Origin of the sequence: Pseudomonas sp. 31-12, from assembly GCF_003151075.1 — a bacterium.
In the GTDB taxonomy this organism is placed as follows: Bacteria; Pseudomonadota; Gammaproteobacteria; order Pseudomonadales; family Pseudomonadaceae; genus Aquipseudomonas.
Genome location: NZ_CP029482.1, coordinates 5204506 through 5223041, shown reverse-complemented (window position 1 = coordinate 5223041; position 18536 = coordinate 5204506). Strand labels below are relative to the sequence as shown.

The 18536-nt window shown below is 55.2% G+C and carries 14 protein-coding genes and 2 pseudogenes; 14 read left to right on the top strand and 2 right to left on the bottom strand.

Annotation, left to right across the window (positions count from 1 at the left end; genetic code table 11):
* Positions 1-21: 21 nt before the first annotated feature.
* On the bottom strand, positions 22-567 hold the full coding sequence (locus tag DJ564_RS24640) for a hypothetical protein (RefSeq protein ID WP_109634048.1): 546 nt from the start codon (positions 565-567) through the stop codon (positions 22-24).
* Positions 568-920: 353 nt separating this feature from the next.
* On the opposite strand from DJ564_RS24640, the gene DJ564_RS24635 reads away from it, so the two are divergent.
* Genes DJ564_RS24635 through DJ564_RS24620 form a run of 4 tightly spaced genes read left to right on the top strand, consistent with a single transcriptional unit; the run spans position 921 to position 6886 of the window.
* Positions 921-1355 (top strand): hypothetical protein, encoded by a 435-nt coding sequence (locus tag DJ564_RS24635; RefSeq protein ID WP_109634047.1) that lies wholly within the window; start codon positions 921-923, stop codon positions 1353-1355.
* Entirely contained in the window at positions 1352-6241 is a 4890-nt protein-coding gene (gene mobF / locus DJ564_RS24630) for a MobF family relaxase (RefSeq protein WP_109634045.1), read from the top strand. Before DJ564_RS24635 ends, mobF begins: the two co-directional genes overlap by 4 nt.
* The gene (locus tag DJ564_RS24625) at positions 6241-6678 is read left to right on the top strand and encodes a hypothetical protein (RefSeq protein WP_109634043.1); all 438 of its coding nucleotides are present in this window, start codon (positions 6241-6243) and stop codon (positions 6676-6678) included. The genes mobF and DJ564_RS24625 overlap by 1 nt, the downstream gene beginning before the upstream one ends.
* Entirely contained in the window at positions 6671-6886 is a 216-nt protein-coding gene (locus tag DJ564_RS24620; protein WP_109634041.1) for a hypothetical protein, read from the top strand. The genes DJ564_RS24625 and DJ564_RS24620 overlap by 8 nt, the downstream gene beginning before the upstream one ends.
* Before the next feature lie 119 nt (positions 6887-7005).
* Here the strand turns inward: DJ564_RS24620 and DJ564_RS32275 are convergent, their stop codons facing one another.
* Complete coding sequence (locus DJ564_RS32275) at positions 7006-7269, bottom strand: hypothetical protein (RefSeq protein WP_218277769.1); 264 nt, start codon at positions 7267-7269, stop codon at positions 7006-7008.
* Between the two features lie 277 nt (positions 7270-7546).
* Here DJ564_RS32275 and DJ564_RS24610 point away from each other — a divergent pair, with 277 nt between their 5' ends.
* The 10 genes and pseudogenes from DJ564_RS24610 to DJ564_RS24570 all read left to right on the top strand — a co-directional run bounded on the left by DJ564_RS24610 (position 7547) and on the right by DJ564_RS24570 (position 18536).
* On the top strand, positions 7547-7822 hold the full coding sequence (locus DJ564_RS24610) for a hypothetical protein (RefSeq protein ID WP_256597452.1): 276 nt from the start codon (positions 7547-7549) through the stop codon (positions 7820-7822).
* Positions 7823-8346: 524 nt separating this feature from the next.
* Positions 8347-8877: pseudogene (locus tag DJ564_RS24605) on the top strand (transposase); the annotation flags it as partial.
* Positions 8878-9378: 501 nt separating this feature from the next.
* Positions 9379-10311 (top strand): GGDEF domain-containing protein, encoded by a 933-nt coding sequence (locus DJ564_RS24600; RefSeq protein ID WP_109634040.1) that lies wholly within the window; start codon positions 9379-9381, stop codon positions 10309-10311.
* A gap of 536 nt (positions 10312-10847) precedes the next feature.
* Complete coding sequence (locus DJ564_RS24595) at positions 10848-12368, top strand: PAS domain S-box protein (RefSeq protein ID WP_162556238.1); 1521 nt, start codon at positions 10848-10850, stop codon at positions 12366-12368.
* Entirely contained in the window at positions 12365-13006 is a 642-nt protein-coding gene (locus DJ564_RS24590; protein ID WP_109634036.1) for a response regulator transcription factor, read from the top strand. The genes DJ564_RS24595 and DJ564_RS24590 overlap by 4 nt, the downstream gene beginning before the upstream one ends.
* Positions 13007-13333: 327 nt before the next feature.
* Positions 13334-14149 (top strand): annotated as a pseudogene (locus DJ564_RS32940) (methyl-accepting chemotaxis protein); the annotation flags it as partial.
* A gap of 285 nt (positions 14150-14434) precedes the next feature.
* The gene (locus DJ564_RS32935) at positions 14435-15244 is read left to right on the top strand and encodes a methyl-accepting chemotaxis protein (protein ID WP_371922090.1); all 810 of its coding nucleotides are present in this window, start codon (positions 14435-14437) and stop codon (positions 15242-15244) included.
* A gap of 37 nt (positions 15245-15281) precedes the next feature.
* On the top strand, positions 15282-16826 hold the full coding sequence (locus tag DJ564_RS24580; protein ID WP_218277768.1) for a chemotaxis protein CheW: 1545 nt from the start codon (positions 15282-15284) through the stop codon (positions 16824-16826).
* A 5-nt stretch (positions 16827-16831) separates the two neighbouring features.
* Positions 16832-17893: a chemotaxis-specific protein-glutamate methyltransferase CheB gene (gene cheB, locus DJ564_RS24575; RefSeq protein WP_109634030.1), complete on the top strand. Its 1062-nt coding sequence runs from the start codon at positions 16832-16834 to the stop codon at positions 17891-17893.
* 19 nt (positions 17894-17912) lie between these two features.
* Positions 17913-18536, top strand: coding sequence for a HEAT repeat domain-containing protein (locus tag DJ564_RS24570; protein WP_109634028.1), 624 nt, complete (start codon positions 17913-17915; stop codon positions 18534-18536).

Genomic DNA, 18536 nt, shown 5'->3' with positions numbered 1-18536 from the left:
TTCCTTTCGTAGATGTTCCGACTAGTCGTCGGTTCGGTACTTCTCTGGATCAAGCTGACCAGTCATCGCTCGGAGATCACCAGCGGTAAGTGGCGGTTTTTTTGCTGACATTTCAGCGGTTTTCACTTGTTGCACCGGAGAGGTCTTAACCTCTAGGTGACGGTTAATCTCTTCCTGCTCTGCCGGGGTCGGTGAGGCTGTTAACTCTTCATGAGCTGGCTTCGAACCGTCCTGATAGACCCGGTTTTCCTTCTTGCCTCGCTTGTTTGCACCCAGATACGAGGCGTATTCCTCTGGCATGTTCTCGACCAGGAATTTGCGCACGGTCTTAAGATCGACCTTGATCCCGAGTGCTTCATCAAGTGCCCGATGGATGTCCTTTACGGTTTTCCCGCGCTGCATCAGCAGGGCGATCTGTACTCGCACCGGATTCAGTAGGCGATAACCAGCCCCACGACGGTTTTTCTGCTCGGTGGCTTCCTCTTTTGCGAGCCATGCCTCCAGTTCTGCAGCCATCTCTTCGGCTTCCTGTTGTTCCGCGATCAGGTCCTCAGGGCGTTTGAACATTCCCGACCTCCTCCAGTGTGAAGTTAATGGTTGAAACTGGATTTTAGTGGGTCTTTCTGGTTTTACACACCCCCTGGAATAGATTTAAAGCTGGTTTTATCTGGTCGTCAATGGATATTACTGGTTTTCCATAAAGGTTTTTATGGTTTTACTGGTCTTGCTATGATGGTTTTTCTGGATTATTGTGGTTTTGCTGCGGGTTTTCTTAACACATCTGCACCCTTCGGGTGCTTCGCGTCGGCCCGGATCCCGCGCAGTTCGCGGACTCCAAGCCGTAAAGCCAACAAAGCAAAAGCAAGGTACGCCGGCTAAAGCCGTCTACCTGAGAAGCGTTCTCAGAAGGGAAAAGGAAAATGGCGCGGAAAAAGGCTGGGGCAAAGACCTCGACCCAGTACCTGAATGAAGTTGCAGCGGTGCGCTTGGAGCGCCTTTCGGCACGCTTGGACGTTGCTCAAGGCCGCGTACTCGATGCCCTCATGTCCCAGCGTACAGACGAAGAGATCGCGGGCTTCCTAGAGGCGCAGCGCTTCTGCGCCGAGCCGTCTCGTCCGGTACCTGTTCTGCTCGATGGCCCGGTTGTGGCTTCGATTGCAGGCGCAATTACCCAATCCGTTTCTTCCCTTCTGGGCTCTGCTCTTCCTGATCTGCTGTTGCAGGTTCTCGCCAGCCAGGCCGAGCGCCGGCCTGAACTGCTCGCCGGCACCATCGAGCCGATGCTCAATCGGCTCGTGCCGATGGTTATGGATCGCCTCATTGCCGAGCAGACAGGCATGGAGATTGGGCGATGAGTCACTACGGGATGAGCAACCAGAAGACCACGGCCGGTAATTTTGCGGCCAAGGCTTCCTACTTCGAAAAGAAGCTGAAGGAGCTCCAGGCCTTACGTGAGAAGCGCATTGATCTCGGCGCAGAGCGTGGCGTGACAGATGAGGTAATGGCTGCCGAACTGGCGAAAGTCGACGCCGAGATCGCCGCTATCGTCAGTCAGGTGGAGGGCGACCAGGGCACAGGGCGAGAGGACTACTACCACAAGTCCGGCAACGACACTTTGGCATCGGGTATTGCAGGCCCGTTGGCCAACAAGCTGGGCCTCGGTGAGCATCCCCTGGACGGTGATTACCTTGCTCTTTTCCGTGGAATCAACCCACGCACCGGAGAGGCGTTCCTTGATGAGAAGCGCCAAAAGGCCATCGACAAGGCTATTCAGGAAGCTGAATCGAAGAAGGCAAACCCGTCCTCGAAAAAGCACCTCGACGCCGGCGACCTGGAGCGACTGGAGAAGGACGGGAAAGAAAAATCGGCAAAGGATCCTGTTCTCGGCTTCAGCTCGTGTGTGAGCCTGCAGAAGTCCATCAGCATCTACTGGGCACAGGCCGACGACCAAACCCGTCGCGTGATCCAGGAATGCATGATGGGGGCTGTGAACGATGCGATCGAGCGCGAGCACCGTACTGGCCGGATTCGCGGACGTGAAGGCGCTCAGGGCGCAGAATCTGTAACCGGCGAGTGCGTCACTCTGACATATGCCCATTGCACAGCACGTCGCGCCCCCGGCCAGGACTTCCCTGATCCTCAGCTTCACGTACACCTGGAACGGCCGAATTTCGTTCGCACCGTCGACGGCAAGTTCCTGACCCTCGATGCGGGATGGCTGTACAAGAGCCAGAAGGAGTTTGGTGCAGTCGTCGACGTGGCCTTTTATCAGCGTCTCCAGGCACGCCTGCCCGAGTTGGCTTCTGCGATGGTGGTTGATTGGAGCGGGCATGGCCTGCGTCTCAACGATGCTTCAGTTTCGAAGGAACTCGTCGCCGAGTTTTCCAAGCGCAGCGAGCAGATCCAGGCAGAGAAGAAGACTATGGCCACCTCTGGCCAAGCTGCAGCTCAGGCTATCGCCGTCCGAAGCCGCGATGCGAAGGACATCGAGCTAGGCGACAGCCTGGATGGTCATTGGCGCGAAGCGATTCCCACTGTCGAGCTGAAGGCATCAACCGCCAAAGATCTCCAGGCACCGAGTCTCGCTGAGCTGCAGCGCATGGTGTTCCGCGGATCCACCGTGATCGATGAATTCGCGATCGATTCCGCGGCCGCGCACCTGACCATTGGCAAAGGTGGCCTTGAAGAAATCGAAGCAACCAAGTCGGAGATTTACAAACAACTCGGCCTCATCGAAATTCCCCAGCAGCCGGACGAAAACGGCCGCATGCCGCCAAAGCGTTACACGACGAAGGAGCTCTTCACCCTTGAAGCCGACTGCGTAAAGGCGGTGCATGCTGGTCTCGATGATCCGAGTTGGAGTGTTGACCGTGCCTTTGTTGACGAGGTGATTGACGATTATGAGAAGGAAAAACAGGCGACCCAGAAGCCAGGCGAAAAGCCTTTTCGGCTCACTCAGGAGCAGCGCCAAGCTGCCTACGATCTGACTGGGCCAGGTCAGTACACATTCTTTAAGGGGGCCGCTGGCGTTGGTAAGTCTTCCACTCTGGCGCCGACCTTCCGCGTATACGCCGAAGTTTTCAAGGCGCAGGGGCGCCGTGTAATTGGCGTTGCGCCTGCAAACAAGCAGGCAACGGAGCTGGCTAAGTCGACCGGTATTCAGGCCCAGACTGTCCATTCACTACTGATCAAGCACCAGAACGCGCTTGCCGCGCAGCAGGCTGGGCAGCGTTTCAAACATCAGGATCTCATCGGACACGGCGATATCGTCGTGTGCGACGAAGCCGGCATGCTGGACACCTACCAGATGCATAACCTGGTGGTTGCTTGTCACCAGGCAGGCGCCCGCCTGATCTGCGTTGGTGATAGAAACCAGCATGACGCAGTGGAGACCGCCGCATTGTTCGGCCTTCTGCACGACGCTGTTGGGGATCGCTGCGCCAAGATCGAAACGATCGCCCGCCAAGTCGACCAGTTCAGGCCTACTGCTCAGGCCCTTTATGAAGGAAAGGTGAGCGATGCGATCCGCCACATGCAGCGCGATGATCAGCTCAAGGTTTTTGCTGACGGCGTGAACGAAGCGGACGAGTTGGTTGGCGATGTTTTCGCTGACATGAAAGCTGGCCTGCCAGGGAGGGATAGCGTTGTCCGTGAGTTGGACTGGTCCCAGATTCTTGTCCTCACTGATACGAACGAACAGGTACGGGCGCTCAACGACAAAATTCGTGATGCCCGATTCGCTCGTGGTGAATTGAGTGCTGTAGGCAGTGTAAGCATCGAAAACGAGGTACTGCCCGGCGAGCGATTCACGATCCAGGTTGCGATTGGTGACCGCCTGCTTTTGCGCAAAACGGCCAAGGACTCTCAGAATGAACCGGTCTACAACGGGGACCTTGGCACCGTGCTGGGTATCGAGCGAGTCACCCGCGAAGTCGACGGTGAGCGGATCGAGGACATTCTGTTCACGATCACCCGGGACGATGGGAGGACGGTCAAGATCAATGCCAGTGAATACGAGTCGCTGCAGCACGGCTATGCGATGACCGGCCACAAAGCGCAGGGCATGACTGTTATGCAGTCTTATTACCTGCCGTCATCCTACGCTTCTCTGCAGGCTTGGTATGTCGCCTATACCCGCGGAATCCACGGGTGCAAAACGTACCTGAGTGAAGCCAACTGGCTCCCATTCAAGAAGTCGACGGCGGAATTCGTCTATAAAGAGAACGCTCTCGACCTGATGCCTCAGGCTCGCGAAGCAATTCGCGCATCCGTGCACACCGGCCAGCCGTTTAGGCTGACCCCTCAGAAACTTTCCGTCCTCGATCGTCTCCAGGGGGCCTCTCCACCTTTCCAGTTTCCCGGCCAGGCGAAGGAACAGCCCCAAGAACAACCCCGCCAGTCCGTCACCGTCCTGCCGCCCGTAGAGGTTGAGATCGAGCACGCCAAGGCCTTCGGCGCTGAAATCGTCGACCTTCGCATCGACGAACAGACCTGGCCGGCTGATGCCCGCCGCGTTGCCGTTGTAGCTGCAGAAAACCCCGCTCCAGGTGCAGAAGTTGCGCGATGGACAAACCCCGGCTCATCCGTTCCCCTAGAGCAGCGCCGCGACCTTTGCGAAACGCTTCAGGGAATGAAGACCGCCGTATTCACTACGAAGCTGAAACTGATCAAGCCTGAGCCTCAGGAGGCCCGCTATGTCCGAATTGATCCTGTCCGACCTGCCACCCTTGCCGGTCTCGGCCGATACCACCGCGTTGATGGACGACCTGTCGCCGCCGATGGAGTTTCCCTACCCGAATCCCGAGCCGGCGCCGCAGGCCAGCGAGTCGCCGGCAGCCTCGGCCAATTTGACCGCGCCGCCGGCGCCGGTGACGCAGCAAACGAAGAAGCCTTCTCCCGTCCGCTCGGCAACATTAAACGCCCTGCAGGGCGAACTCCCTCAGACTGTCTGCGTACGTTGTCCACATGCTATCTGGCAGCAGGTCCCGGAAGGGGACGTGAGGGTGTATTGCCCGATAACACACTCGCTGATCGACAGCCTCTTGGTCGAGTGCGACGGCAGGTTCCTGGTACTGCTTTAGCACGCTCGATGAAATACGACAAAGCATCAGACGCCCGTGAAGTCGCCGCGATGAAACGCGACGTTGACCTGACCGACTACGCTGCTCACCTGGGCATGGAGTACGACAAGAAGGCCTCGTACAAAGGACATGCTGTTTTCCGCAACGGCTCAGGGAAATACGACATTTACCAAGCCGCTGATGACAATTGGGTCTGGCATGACCGCCATTCGGGCAAGAGCGGTGACATCTTCAAGCTCTATCAGGAAGCCAGTGGCGGCACCTTCATCCAGGCCAAGGACGATATTCGTGCGTTTCAGGGGGGCGTTCTGCCTTCGCTGGGTAAATCAGCGGAAGAGCAGGCCCGTATTGATCGGGTACGCGAAGAGTCGCGACAGAGGAAGGAACGCGAGCGCCTAGAGACAATCGCAACCAGCACGGAAAACCACTACCGCACTTTCGGTTTCATGTCTCGCCGTGATAGCTATCTGAGCCAAGAGCGAGGTATCTCGTCCGAAGTGTTGGCCGAAACGCGCTGGCGTACGAGCCGGCATGGCTCCGCTGTGTTTCCTCACATTGATGCTAATGCCAAGTTCTGCGGGTATGAGTACCGCGGCGCTCAGGTTATCAATGGCGAACGACGTGAGTTCAAGGGTTTTACGACAGAAACTGAAAAAGGTGTCTACCTCGCCAACCCGAAATGCGCGAACCCAACCGAAATCCGCTTCAGCGAGGGCGGTGTCGACACCCTGAGCATCTACCAGTTGGCTAGCGCAGAAGAGCGGCAGCGGATCCTGTTCATCGGCACAACTGGCGAACCTGGTCCAAACACTGAGGCGGCAATCATCGCCCTGGCCGAGCGCTATAAAATCCAGCGCTTTTCGCTTGCTTATGATCGTGACCAAGGCGGCGATAGCCTTACGGTGAAGCGTCATGCTCGACTCGTTAGCCAGTTCGCTGGCGCGCAGATCGAGGATGTTCGCGAGCGTGTTGGTCTGCAGCTTGGCGAAGATCCCAACGAAGCCCTGAAGCGTATCGAAGCGATGAGCGCCCAGCGAGAAGTGCAGAATTCTGAAACCGTTGCTCTGGCAGAACCGACAATAAGGCCGGTTGCCCAGCCAGAAACCCAACCTTCGTATGACGAAGATGAAGCAAATTATAGCCACAGGAGATCGATCTAATGTCTAGGGATCATGAAAAATTCCTTAATCAGATCCAAGCTCTTGGCAAGCAGATGCGTGCTTTAGAGATCTCCAATCTCGCGGTCCAACTTGAACAGCTTCGCGCTTCGCTTACCAACGAAAACGCAGGTCCTTTCGTACTCATGTTAGCTATCGCTCAGCAGGTGTTGCCGATTAAAGAGGCGTATGTCGTTCCCCATCCGCTATCCGATGAGAAATGCTGGGAGGGAAGTGGTGGTTGGCACCTGGTGCTATTTTCGGAAAACGTCCCTGATGAGATCGGCTTACTCAATCTTCGTAATCGCCTTTTCGACGACGGCCCTCGCTCGGTAGCCAGTCGATTCGAAGTATTCAGCTACATCAAACATGCTGGGTATCTAGGGCAGGCGATGGCCGTCGGCATTCAGATCCCTCTTTTGGAGTTACATCATGACTAAACGCTTGAGCTTCAGCCTGGACCTGAACGCAAATGACCTTGATGCTCTACAGACCGTGCTGGCAAACCCGAGGGCCGTCGCGATGGCTGTTGCACCGAATGATCCGTGGGAGCATGCGCGCATCGTCGATGTGTTGTGCGAAATGGCAGATAGCGTGGCTGCAGCAATTAAGCCGGATGTAGATGATGAATGCCGAGAAGCAGAATGACGCAGGGCACAAGGCTGTGTCGGTGCCGATATGGTGGCGGACCTATGCACGGTGCATAGGTCTCGTGAACTCAGTGAGAAGTCGAAGCTAACTCATTCGGGGAGAACGGTCGCCGGAGATTAATTCAAAGCAGTCACTTCATCCGTGGTAAACCATTCACTGCGCTTGATTGCGACATACGCTGCGTTGGGGTCCTTAGCCCAAATAACCAAAGCGAGGCTTTCTTCTGCTCGACTGCAAGTGACGTAGAGCATTCGTAAGGTTCGGTCAATAGCGGTCTCATTGCCTTCGGTAACATTCTCCAGGTCAGCCGGGCTCAAGCCTTCGGCACCGAAGAGCTTGTCATAGGAGAATAGCGTGCCGCCCGCTTCTTTATCATCCATGACAACCAATACGTGCTTGAACTCAGATCCCTTGACGACTTGGTACGTCGCGAGTTCTGTTTCTCCGCCAAGGTACGCACTATATCGAGAAATCTGTTGCCAGGGTGTATTGAAGAGCGCGTGCCATCCGCGCTTGCGTCGGTCCTCTTTGGCTTCCTTGGCCCTAGGCTTAGGATCGGACGGAGGTGGCGAAGAATCCTCGTAGGCTTGTACCAAGCGGAGATCCGCTTCAAAAAGCTCTCCCTCAAGGACCGGTTCCAAAACTTGCCGAACAATCTTGCACAATCAAATGCTGCAAACGGAGCGCCTGCTTCATAGCTTCAATGTCATCTTCGATGATTTCAAAGACAAGATAAAAACCTACCCACCAAAACTCCAACGTCTGCTTAGTATCACCATCGATCAGGTGGACACGCAGGGTCTAACGCTGACCAGGACCTTTCGGTTGCTGAAGGGACTGTCCATGCTACCAATTGTCGGAGCTTTAGTTTTGGCAGCATTCAAGTACTGGGACGGCATTGTTTCGCTGTTGATGACTATTCGTGGTGTCTAAACCGATACCGTCTCGCGTACCGGAATCGCTCTGCATGAATCATCATCAAGAGATGAGTTAGCGATTCGCCGATGCACTGGAGGTCAGAGCCGCTCGTCCCAATAATCGGTATAGGTTGGCCCTATAAGCGCTTATCCCATGACGGAATCAGCTGTGCGCGAGAGCATACGGATGCGTCTTCTCTACCCGAGGCAGGAGCCGTATGCGGTAGTTCCGCACGTACGGATCCGTGCGGGGGGCGGCAGGTAACTGCCGTTCCTACCGCGACCGACGCAAGGTGTATGGAAATTAGCGAAATTATGTCCTGAGCATAAACCTGCTGATTTCGGTACATATGCTGGTTGGTAAGGAGATTGTGTTGACGCCGACGCCGACGCCGACGCCGAATTGATCCAGTTGCCGAGATATCGTTGACCCAGTCTGTTGATCGCTAACTATTGATTTTGCTGAATTTGTGCAGGTTTGGAGGCGGGTCAGTCTTGCGTCAGCACCTAGGTCAATTCGGAGACGGCGTCAACAGTCTGGAAATCCTTGCTTGCGAGCAAGCCGGCATCACTACCTTCGTACCGAAACCCCTCACATCTGGCAGCAAAGCGGAAGGCAGATTCGGCAAGCAGGATTTCATCTATCTTGCGGCGTCGGACGAGTATCGATGCCCTGCGGGGCAGTTACTAACCAGGCGACATTCGTCGACGGAAGACGACACGTTATTGCATTGTTATTACTTCTCAGCCTGCCAGTCCTGCTCAATGCAAAAGCAATGTACGATGGGTAAGGAACGTCGGGTGAAGCGCTGGGAGCATGAAGCGGTAGTCGACGCGATGCAGGTTCGGCTGGAGCATGACCCGGGGAAGATGAAGGTTCGCCGCCAGACTGTTGAGCATCCTTTTGGAACGCTCAAATATTGGATGGGAGCCACCCACTTCCTGACCAAAACACTTACGCGAGTAAGTACCGAAATGAACCTTCATGTGCTCGCCTACAACCTCAAACGAATGATGAGCATCTTTGGCATCTTCGGCATCTTGGGATTGCTTAAAGCGATCAGGGCGTGATCATGCCTCTGGATCGTCGGTAAGTGGCTGTTGGGACCGCTGACGCGACCCCAACAGCCGTATGAGCGCCGATGTTGGCCGCACGGACCAATCTTTACTTCCTTCTACCGACTTCGCAGGCAATCCAAAAAATCTCAGCGTTGAACGTATCAAGTGTGTTTTCACACAGCCTGGACCCGAAGCAGACAGTGGTCATCTGCCGATCTTGCCCAAAAGCAGCCGGTCACCAAGCGGTCGCGCGAAAAAAGAAGTGACTAGTTAAGCCTTTAATTCTCATTCCCCAATGCAGGTCATTTCTGACGCAATCAGCCAGCCAGGGCCATTTCTGCGGATCTTTTGACTGAAATCAATCGCAACGGCTATCTAAAGCATAAAAAACAGACATTATATTTTTTTCAACGACTATACTTATACATTAGGCAATGTTAATTCACTGTACCATCTAGATAGCATACCCTTTTAAAACAGCTCCCCCCATTCAATCCTATTGACGGAATTTGCATGAAAATTGAAATTCTTAAACAGGCAGTTATGGATTCGCGAGATGGCATTACCATCTCCGATAATCTTATCGACGACAACCCGCTGATTTTTGTAAATCCTGCTTTTGAGCGCATGACTGGTTACTCGTTTGAAGAAATCACTAACATTAACTGCCGATACCTACAAAAAAACGATCAAGAACAGCCTGAACTTGAAATTGTTCACAACGCCGTTAAAAGAGGTGAGTACTGCCTCGTAACCTTGCGAAACTACCGCAAGGATGGAACGATGTTTTGGAATGAACTAAGCATATCTCCAGTTCATGATGAAAGTGGGGTTGTAACCAATTTTTTAGGTATACAAAAAGATGTAACACCTCGCATGCTAATACAACAGCAAATTCGCGACGAGCATCAGTCCCTCGAGGAAATGAAAGCACACTTCGAACAACTATCCATGAAAGATGGATTGACAGGCATTTACAATCGTCGTTTTTTTGATATACAGTTCGAAATTCAATGTAAAATTGCATTTCGCAACAACGACTCATTGACTCTTGCCATGATTGATGTTGATAACTTCAAGTCATACAATGATATTTATGGGCATCAAGCTGGCGACGAAGCATTAATACGTGTCGCTGATAGTTTGAATAAGTCTTTCCAGCGTGGCTCTGATTTTGCAGCCAGGTATGGCGGTGAAGAATTTATAATTCTTTCCAGCGGCATGACGAAAGACCAATCAGCTCGGCACGTCGAAACTCTATGCCAACTAGTGCGAGACTTGAGAATACCGCACTCGGCTTCGAGCACAGGATACTTGACTATAAGCGTTGGTTTTTCAGTACATACATTTGGTCCACTGCCCCCGTATAACGTACTACTGGCCCGAGCCGATAAAGCTCTCTACATAGCTAAAGAACGGGGTAGAAACCAATATTTTAATCTTTAGGCTTCGTATGGAATTCTGGAGAAAATGGCTTTTATTCAACATAATGTCGCGCTCTAATGGCCTGTTTGGGGGGCTCCCAGGTTCGTTTGCGGCCCGCAGCAATCGGCCAAAAGCGGACTTATTGCCTTAGGCACTTTTGCCCCGAAATGAGACTCGTAGACGTAGACGTAGACGTAGACGTAGACGTAGACGTAGACGTATACGGAACTAGGCGCGATTCAGGGCTTCATTGCGCTCGTACTCGGCCCAGCGGATATAGCGGCGGCATTGCAGCTCGAGAAACTCACGCATCTCATCCGCCTGTTTATGCTAGAATAACGAGTCATCGATAAAATCAATTATTTAAATAAAAATTCTATTATTTATTTTAATTGATTTGGCGTGAGGTCTATATGACGTCTTCAAGTGATAAGCGTGAAAGTCAGGCAACTGGGTACCTCCTGCAGATATGGCGAGGGCTTAGCGGGGCTTGCGCTAAATTGTTTAAGGCACTCTGCGCGCTTTATCTACTGCGCGGGAAGCGAGCCGTGCGGCCCATGCTACTTAGTCCTTCCGGTGCTGGGGCGGCGCGAGAGTCTCTCACTATCCCTAAAGTTGCTGAGGATAACCTGCTCGACACATCAGATCTGGAACTCTCTCGTTCGATTATTGATGCCATCTCCTGCACGCTGGCGGTGCTTGATGCGGACGGTACGATTCTTATGGTCAATCGCGCCTGGGAGCGATTCGGCGCAGAAAATGGTGCGAGCGCGAGCCTGATTGTCGGTGTCGGCCTGAGCTATTTCGATATGTGCCATCGCTCTACAGCCAGCGGCATCACTCAAGTGGAAGGCTTGCAGCGGGTGCTGCGCGGCGAATATCCAGAGTTCACCTGCCTCTATCCTTGTCACTCACCGACGCAAAAACGCTGGATGAAAATGGTTGCCGTTTCGCTCGGGCACGGCAGCCAAGCGTTAATGCTCCGACACACTAATGTATCGGATGCATATTTAATTGAAGACGTGCTGCAACGCATGACCCAGGTCGTTGAGCAAAGCCCGGAGAGCGTCGTGATCGTAGACGCCAATGGTGCAATCGAGTACCTCAATCCCGGTTTTAGCGACCTGAGCGGCTATCCAGCGATCGACATGGTCGGACGTAATTTCCTGACCTGGCGAACCGCACATTTGGTTGCTGCCGCACCCGAAGCCATGCTCGTGGCGCTGGTTGGCAGACAGCCTTGGAGTGGGGATTTGCTTTGCCGACACAAGTCCGGCGAACTCTACTGGGAGCAGGTTTCACTGTGGCCCATTCAGGATTACCGGGATGGTGGCAGTAAAGCCGGATACGTGATCATTTCCCGCAATATCACTGAGCAAAAACGTACGGAGAAGGAAATTCTTGAGCACAAGCAGGCGTTACGTGAGTTGTATGCCACTGTGCTGACCGTGCGTGAAGAGGAGCGCCGCAGCATTGCCCGTGATCTGCACGACGACATGGGCCAAGCCCTAACGGTGCTGCGCATGGATGTTCACCAGTTAAAAAACAGCCTGGTTGGCGCTGACGCCGCCTGGCCAGCGCGCCTGAGCAATATGCTGAAAGTGGTTAACCAGAACATTGATGTGGTGGGCCGGGTGTGCGAGAACCTGCGGCCTGGAATGCTCGATATTCTCGGTTTGGCGGCGGCTATCGAGCACCATGTCACTAACTATGCAAGGCACAGCGGACTGCACTGCGTCCTGGAGATGAATCGCGAGGATTTCAGCACTGACGAGCCGACAGCCATTACTGTGTTCCGCATCATTCAAGAGTTACTGACCAACGTCAGTCGCCATGCTCAGGCCAGCGAAGTGAATATTGTCCTGCATGAATCGGCAGGCATTTTGCGCCTGCAGTTTTCTGATAACGGTGTTGGTATTTCAGGCTCGCCATCTGGCGGGCGCCACCGTTTTGGATTATTGGGCATTGGCGAGCGGGTGTCCGCGTTAAGCGGCAGCACGAAAATCGATAGACCGCCAAGTGGTGGCTTGCGCGTCGCTATCACGTTGCCATTGGTTGTGTGTGAGGCGTCAGCGTGATCGACGTAGTCTTGGCCGATGATCACCGTATCGTGCGCGAGGGCGTTAAACAGATCCTGTTGGATTGTGGCGATATAGTGGTTGTTGGCGAAGCCCAGGAAAGCGACGAGCTGATGACCGTCCTGCGCTTAACAACGCCTAATGTCCTGGTCACTGATTTATCTATGCCCGGTAAGAGCGGCATCGAGTTGATCAAGCTCATCAAGCGTGAACACCCTAAGCTGCCGGTTCTGGTGTTCAGCATGTTTAAAGAAGATCAGTTCGCCCTGCGTTGTATCCGCGCCGGCGCTTCGGGTTATCTGTGTAAGGATGCTGCGCCGGATTTGCTGGTCACGGCCATAAGGCGTATAGCCCTTGGTAGGCTCTCGATGAGTCCGGAAGTAGCCGAGTCTCTCCTGCGTGATCCTGGCGTGCAGAGCACCCACGATATTGCTTGCCTGTCCGAGCGCGAGTTTGAAGTTTTGTCGCGCATGGCGCGCGGACAAACAGTCACCGAAATTGCTCGAACGCTATTTGTCAGTGTTAAGACCGTGAGCACGCACAAGGCCCGCTTGATGCAAAAAATGGGCTTTGCCAATTCGGCCGACATAGTGCGCTATGCCCTCAATAACAACCTTATCGAAGAAAACCTGCCCTAGAAGGATGAGCGTAATTGCTTGCCCAAAGCAATGCGGCTGCACGCTGAGCCCGACAACTTGATTGTGCTGCGGGTTACGGCCGTGGTTTTTGGCTGCGCGTGTTAAACACCCAAGGCCTAGGAGTTGTCCTACAAGCATACGTCTTCTGCGCCTAGCCTTGAATCAGCCTCTCCCGACTGCGCACCGGCGCTGGCAAGGTCATCCTTCCTTGCACACAACGCCCATACCCTAATCATGACGATGGGACAGCTCGCTAGCTGCTCAGCAGGGCCTGTGTGACCGACAGTTAATTCAAGTGCCTATCACCCTGCCCTGAAGGAGACGTTCATGGCTCTAGTCAAGAAATCCTCGACGTTCACCGCCTCGTCTGATGTCCGCTCCTCGGGCGATATGAAGCGTGACGCCGATGCCCAGCGCAAGCGTGCGCGTACCCTTGCCAAGCAACAGCAGGCGGCCGAACGGGTTGCGGCTGCCACCGGTCAACTGTCGGCCGGTATCGCCCAGGCCGCATCCGCTTCCGAGGAGCTCAAGCGCTCTTCCGACCAGATCGCAACCGGTGCAGAAGAGGCGTCCGGCGCCGCGCAAGAGTCACAAGTAGCCTTTAAGCAGGTTGATCAAGGCATCAGCCGTCAGTTGCTCAGCTCGGAAACCAGCCAGGTAAAGGTCGATGCCACGCAGGCCTTAGTCGTCAAAACTAGTGCTGACATCTCGTCACTGATTAATAATGTTGGGTTGGCTGCGCAGCGCCAGTCGGCATCAGTCGAGATGGTGGCTGAGCTGGAGCGTCAAGCGGCGAATATCGGCGACATCATCAAAGCTGTCGTGCGTATTGCCGATCAGACCAATCTGTTGGCACTCAACGCGGCAATCGAAGCCGCACGAGCCGGTAAGCACGGTAAAGGCTTTGCCGTCGTCGCCGACGAGGTACGCACACTGGCGGAAACCTCAGAGAAAAGCGCCAAACAGATCCAGGAGCTGGTCGGGCAAATCCGCGAAGAGGTCAAAGGTATTTCTGAGGGCATAAACAGTTCAGCCAAGGAGGTCGAAGGTCAGCTTGACCGCGGCCGCACGATTGGTGGGCAGCTTGAGCAAATTCGTGTTGATGCTTTTGAAATCGCCTCAGGCATTCGTGAAATTGCCATCGGCGCACAACAGTCGGTAACCGCTTCACAACAGGCCATAAAGGGCTCAGAGACGATCGCCGCAGCAGCCGAGGAACAGTCCGCTGCTGCTGAGGAATCGGCCAAAACGGTGGCGGAGCAAGCGCAGGCCTTGGCCCAGTGCGAAGCCGCTGCGCAAAGCCTGTCTGAACTGGCCGAGGACCTGAAGAACTCAACCGATGTGGCGAAAAGCGCCGAAGAGGTTGCCTCCGCCGCAGAAGAGTTGTCGTCCGCGTTGCAGGAGATCAATCGTTCCAGCTCACAAATCATGGCGGCCATTGATCAAATTCGTAAAGGCGCCCAAGTGCAGGCGGCCGCCAGTGAAGAGTCGGCTGCTGCGATCGAACAGATCGAAAAAGGTCTAGAGATCGCCCGCGCTCGCGCGACGACAGGCAAAGACAAGGTGCTGGCGATCCGCAACCTGCTGGCCATCAACAAAGGCAGCGTCGACGAACTGATCAAGGGGATTTCCTCGGCAGTGATGTCGACCAAGGACAGCATCAAGCAAATCAAGGATCTGGAGTTGGTGTCACGTCGGATCGACAAGATCGTCGACGCCATTACCACAGTCTCAATCCAGACCAACATGCTGGCCGTGAACGGCTCCATCGAGGCAGCCCGCGCCGGCGAGTTCGGTAAAGGCTTTGTGGTGGTGGCCACCGACATTCGCAACCTGGCACACGATTCCGCGGAGAACGCTGATCGCATCAAAGACCTGGTTAAAGGGGTGCAAGATCAAATTGGCATCGTTGGCCGTGACCTTGAAGAGATCGCCGCCTCCGGTCTGTCAGAGGTGGAGAAGGCCAAGGTTTCAACCAGTGCTCTGGTGGTCATCGAGGGCGATATAAGCGATGTCGACCGCGCGACCCAGGACATCCTCGATGCAGCGATCGAAGTGGCCTCAGCAGTCGCTCAGATCAAAACCGGCATCGATCAGATCGCCGCCGCCGCTCAGGAAGCGGACAAGTCCGCCACCGAGGCCGCCACCGCTGCCAAGCAACAGTCGCAGGGGGCAGAAGAACTGGCTGCTGCCATTGAGGAAATCGCCTCGCTCGCGGATGAACTGCAGAGCTTCTGAGTTTGATCGTTCGAGGGGAAGACTCATGACAACTGAAATGCTTGAGCGCGGTGCATCGACGCGCAATGAGGATGACACCAGCGAGTTGCAGGACGCCGACGTTACCCAGTACGTCGTCTTCATGGCTGGAGACGAAGTGTTCGCCGTGGATATGGCGCCGGTGCAGGAGATTATCCGCGTACCGGAAGTGGTACTCGTGCCATTGGCGCCCGCGACGCTGGACGGCCTGGCCAATCTGCGCGGCAAGGTTTTACCGATCATTTCTCTGCAGCGGGTATTTGGTCTGCCGGAGCGTGAGCATGATGACGCAACCCGCGCCTTGGTCATCGACCTGGGTCAGCCCTTGGGCTTTGTGGTGGATCGTGTGGCCAGCGTGGTCGGTGTCGAGGCTGGGTGCATACATGACGTAGGAGCTCTTCGCAGTACGGTGAACACGGAACTGCTCTGCGGGCTGCTCAAGGACGTGGCGGGTTACCCCATGGTCATGGTGCTGGACTTCGCCAAGCTGATAGCCAGCGAGTTCGAAACCATTGCCAAGTTGGGTGGCAGCCTGGCAGGCAGTAGCGTGTTTGTTGGCGACCGCAAAGAGGGCGACGATGAGGAGTTAGTCAACGACGAGTTGCATTTGGTCAGCTTCGAAGTGGCCGAGCAGGAGTATGCAATTGCCATCAAAGATGTTCAGGAAATCGTCCAGGTACCCGAACAGATTGTCCACGTTCCGCACTCTGAAGCTCACGTCTTGGGGGTCATGACCCTGCGTAACCGGTTGTTGCCTCTGGTCTCGCTGCGCCGCCTGTTTGGACTGCCGCCGCGCAGTGCTGACGAGCAGAGTCGAATCGTGGTGGTGTCCTTGGGCGCCTCCTCCGTGGGGGTGGTGATGGACCGCGTCAATGAGGTCCTGCGGGTACCTAAAGCACAGATCGACGCAATGCCCGGCTTGTTAGCCCGTAATGGCGATCTCTCCGACATTACTGAGATTTGTCGGCTGGAAGACGGTAAGCGCTTGGTCTCGATCATTGCGGTCGAAAACATGTTTCGTCATGCCACCATCAAGGAGGCTCTGAACAGCGTGGAAAATCTAAACGACGAAGCGCTGGATAACGAGCCAACGGATAACGAAGGTGTTGATGACGAGGAACAAGTCGTTGTCTTTCGCCTCGGTAGCGAAGAGTTTGGCGTAGCGATCGAGAGTGTCCAGGAGATCGTGCGCGTTCCTGAGCAGTTGACGCACGTGCCGAAATCACCGGCCTTTGTTGAGGGCGTGATCAACCTGCGCGGCACGGTACTGCCGGTCATCGACCAGCGTTGTCGTTTCGGCCTGCCGCCAGTTGAGCGTAACGATCGTCAGCGGATCATGATCTTTCTCATTCGCGACGTGCGCACCGGTTTTATCGTCGATTCGGTCACTGAGGTGCTGAAAATTCCATTGCACCTGATCGAGGCCTCGCCACGCCTGTCAGGTGAACAGGCGCGACTGATTGGTCGTGTGGCCAACCTGAAGAATCGAATGATCCAGTTGATCGACGCAGCTTGCATGGTTGAGGGCGTTGATCTGAGCGAACTCGAATCATTTTCCGAGTAATCCACATGATCAAACTGCTGATAGTCGACGATTCCGCGCTGATGCGCCGCCAGTTAGCCCAGATGTTTAATCAGCAGGGTGATTTTCAGATACGCATGGCGCGTAACGGCGCTGAAGCAGTGGCTGAAAACATGGAGTTCCAGCCGGACGTCATCACGCTGGACATCAACATGCCAGAGATGGACGGGTTGACGGCTTTAGCGCAGATCATGGCGATGCGCCCGGCGCCGGTGGTGATGGTGTCTTCGCTGACCGAGAAGGGCGCTCTGGCAACCTTTGAGGCGCTGGCGCTGGGTGCGATTGATTATGTAGCCAAGCCTGGCGGCACCATCTCCCTGTCCATGGACCGGATCGAGGCCGAACTTTTGGCCAAAGTGCGTGGAGCGTTGCGCGCACGTTTGAATAAAGCGCGCGGGCTGGGCACGCGGCTGAAGGCTGAACGTGAAAGCGTGGCTGCTGTCGAGCGACGCTCATTGTCACGCCAGAGCCTGGATGAGGGCCTGGTGTTGATCGGCGTTTCTACCGGTGGGCCGCGCACCCTTGAGGACATCCTGCCGCATCTGCCTGGCGACTTCCCATTACCAATTCTGATCGCTCAGCACATGCCGGCCAGTTTCACCCTGCCGTTTGCCAGCCGGCTCAATGGTATCTGCGAGCTTGAAGTGGTAGAGGCTTCGCGGCCAATGCCACTGGAACCGGGCTGCGTATACATAGGCAAGGGCGGTGCGGACATGCTGGTAGGGCGTCGAAATGGACGTCTGACCGTACTCGCCAAGCCGGAAAACAGCGGATTTCTTTGGCATCCATCGGTCGAGTTGATGGGCCGCTCAGCCATGGAGCACGTTAAGCCGGCAGGGCTGATTGGCGTGATGTTGACCGGCATGGGCCACGACGGCGCCGACAGCTTTAGCGAGATTCGTCGGGGCGGCGGCAGAACCATCGCCGAGTCGCAAAATACCGCTGTGGTGTTTGGCATGCCAGCGGAGCTAATTGCCCGTAAGGGCGCGTCGTTAACCCTGGATGCTGATCGTATAGCCGATCAACTCATCTCCTGGACCATGTGCTGAGCTGAGGAATCGACTCAATATGCCCATTAAAAAGCCGTCTAGCGTCACCACCAATGAGGATTACGAGCGCCGCCATACCAGGGATTTTCAGGGGTTACTCTGCGAGTTAGCCGCTGCCGAACCGAGTGCGCGACGCTGGGCGGCAAGGGACCTGGCGTCTACTCCGGCGGCTAGTACTGCTTTGGCCGAGCGTCTGTATGTGGAAACAGACACCAGCGTGCGTGAGGTTCTGCTGACCAGCCTGACATGCATTGGTGATGGAGTGGCGATCGACGCGTTGGTCAATTGCTTACGCAGTGAAGACGCTGGCCTGCGCAACGAGGCCATCGAGGCGATGGCTAAATTGTCTGAGCCGGTAGTACGCATTATCGAACAGCTATTGCACGACCGCGACTCGGACGTACGCCTGTTTGCCATCAATATTCTCGCCACGCTGCGCCACCCGCAGGTTGAGTCTTGGCTAATTGAGGTACTTGAGCGAGACCCGCACATCAATGTCTGCGCCGGTGCTATCGATGTTCTGGTTGAGGTCGGCAGCAGTGCCGCACGACCCGCATTGGAAAGCATGACTTGGCGCTTCCCCAACGAGCCTTACATCTGGTTCGCAAGCAAGCTCGCGCTTAAGCGAATCGGTGAGGGTTAA

Bases quoted from the DNA above. Each gene is read 5' to 3' on its own strand.
- DJ564_RS24595 (WP_162556238.1), top strand. From the start codon at position 10,848: ATGCTACTTAGTCCTTCCGGTGCTGGGGCGGCGCGAGAGTCTCTCACT.
- DJ564_RS24600 (WP_109634040.1), top strand. From the start codon at position 9,379: ATGAAAATTGAAATTCTTAAACAGGCAGTTATGGATTCGCGAGATGGC.
- DJ564_RS24635 (WP_109634047.1), top strand. From the start codon at position 921: ATGGCGCGGAAAAAGGCTGGGGCAAAGACCTCGACCCAGTACCTGAAT.
- cheB (WP_109634030.1), top strand. From the start codon at position 16,832: ATGATCAAACTGCTGATAGTCGACGATTCCGCGCTGATGCGCCGCCAG.
- mobF (WP_109634045.1), top strand. From the start codon at position 1,352: ATGAGTCACTACGGGATGAGCAACCAGAAGACCACGGCCGGTAATTTT.
- DJ564_RS24625 (WP_109634043.1), top strand. From the start codon at position 6,241: ATGTCTAGGGATCATGAAAAATTCCTTAATCAGATCCAAGCTCTTGGC.
- DJ564_RS24570 (WP_109634028.1), top strand. From the start codon at position 17,913: ATGCCCATTAAAAAGCCGTCTAGCGTCACCACCAATGAGGATTACGAG.
- DJ564_RS32935 (WP_371922090.1), top strand. From the start codon at position 14,435: ATGGCGGCCATTGATCAAATTCGTAAAGGCGCCCAAGTGCAGGCGGCC.
- DJ564_RS24580 (WP_218277768.1), top strand. From the start codon at position 15,282: ATGCTTGAGCGCGGTGCATCGACGCGCAATGAGGATGACACCAGCGAG.
- DJ564_RS32275 (WP_218277769.1), bottom strand. From the start codon at position 7,269: ATGGATGATAAAGAAGCGGGCGGCACGCTATTCTCCTATGACAAGCTC.
- DJ564_RS24620 (WP_109634041.1), top strand. From the start codon at position 6,671: ATGACTAAACGCTTGAGCTTCAGCCTGGACCTGAACGCAAATGACCTT.
- DJ564_RS24640 (WP_109634048.1), bottom strand. From the start codon at position 567: ATGTTCAAACGCCCTGAGGACCTGATCGCGGAACAACAGGAAGCCGAA.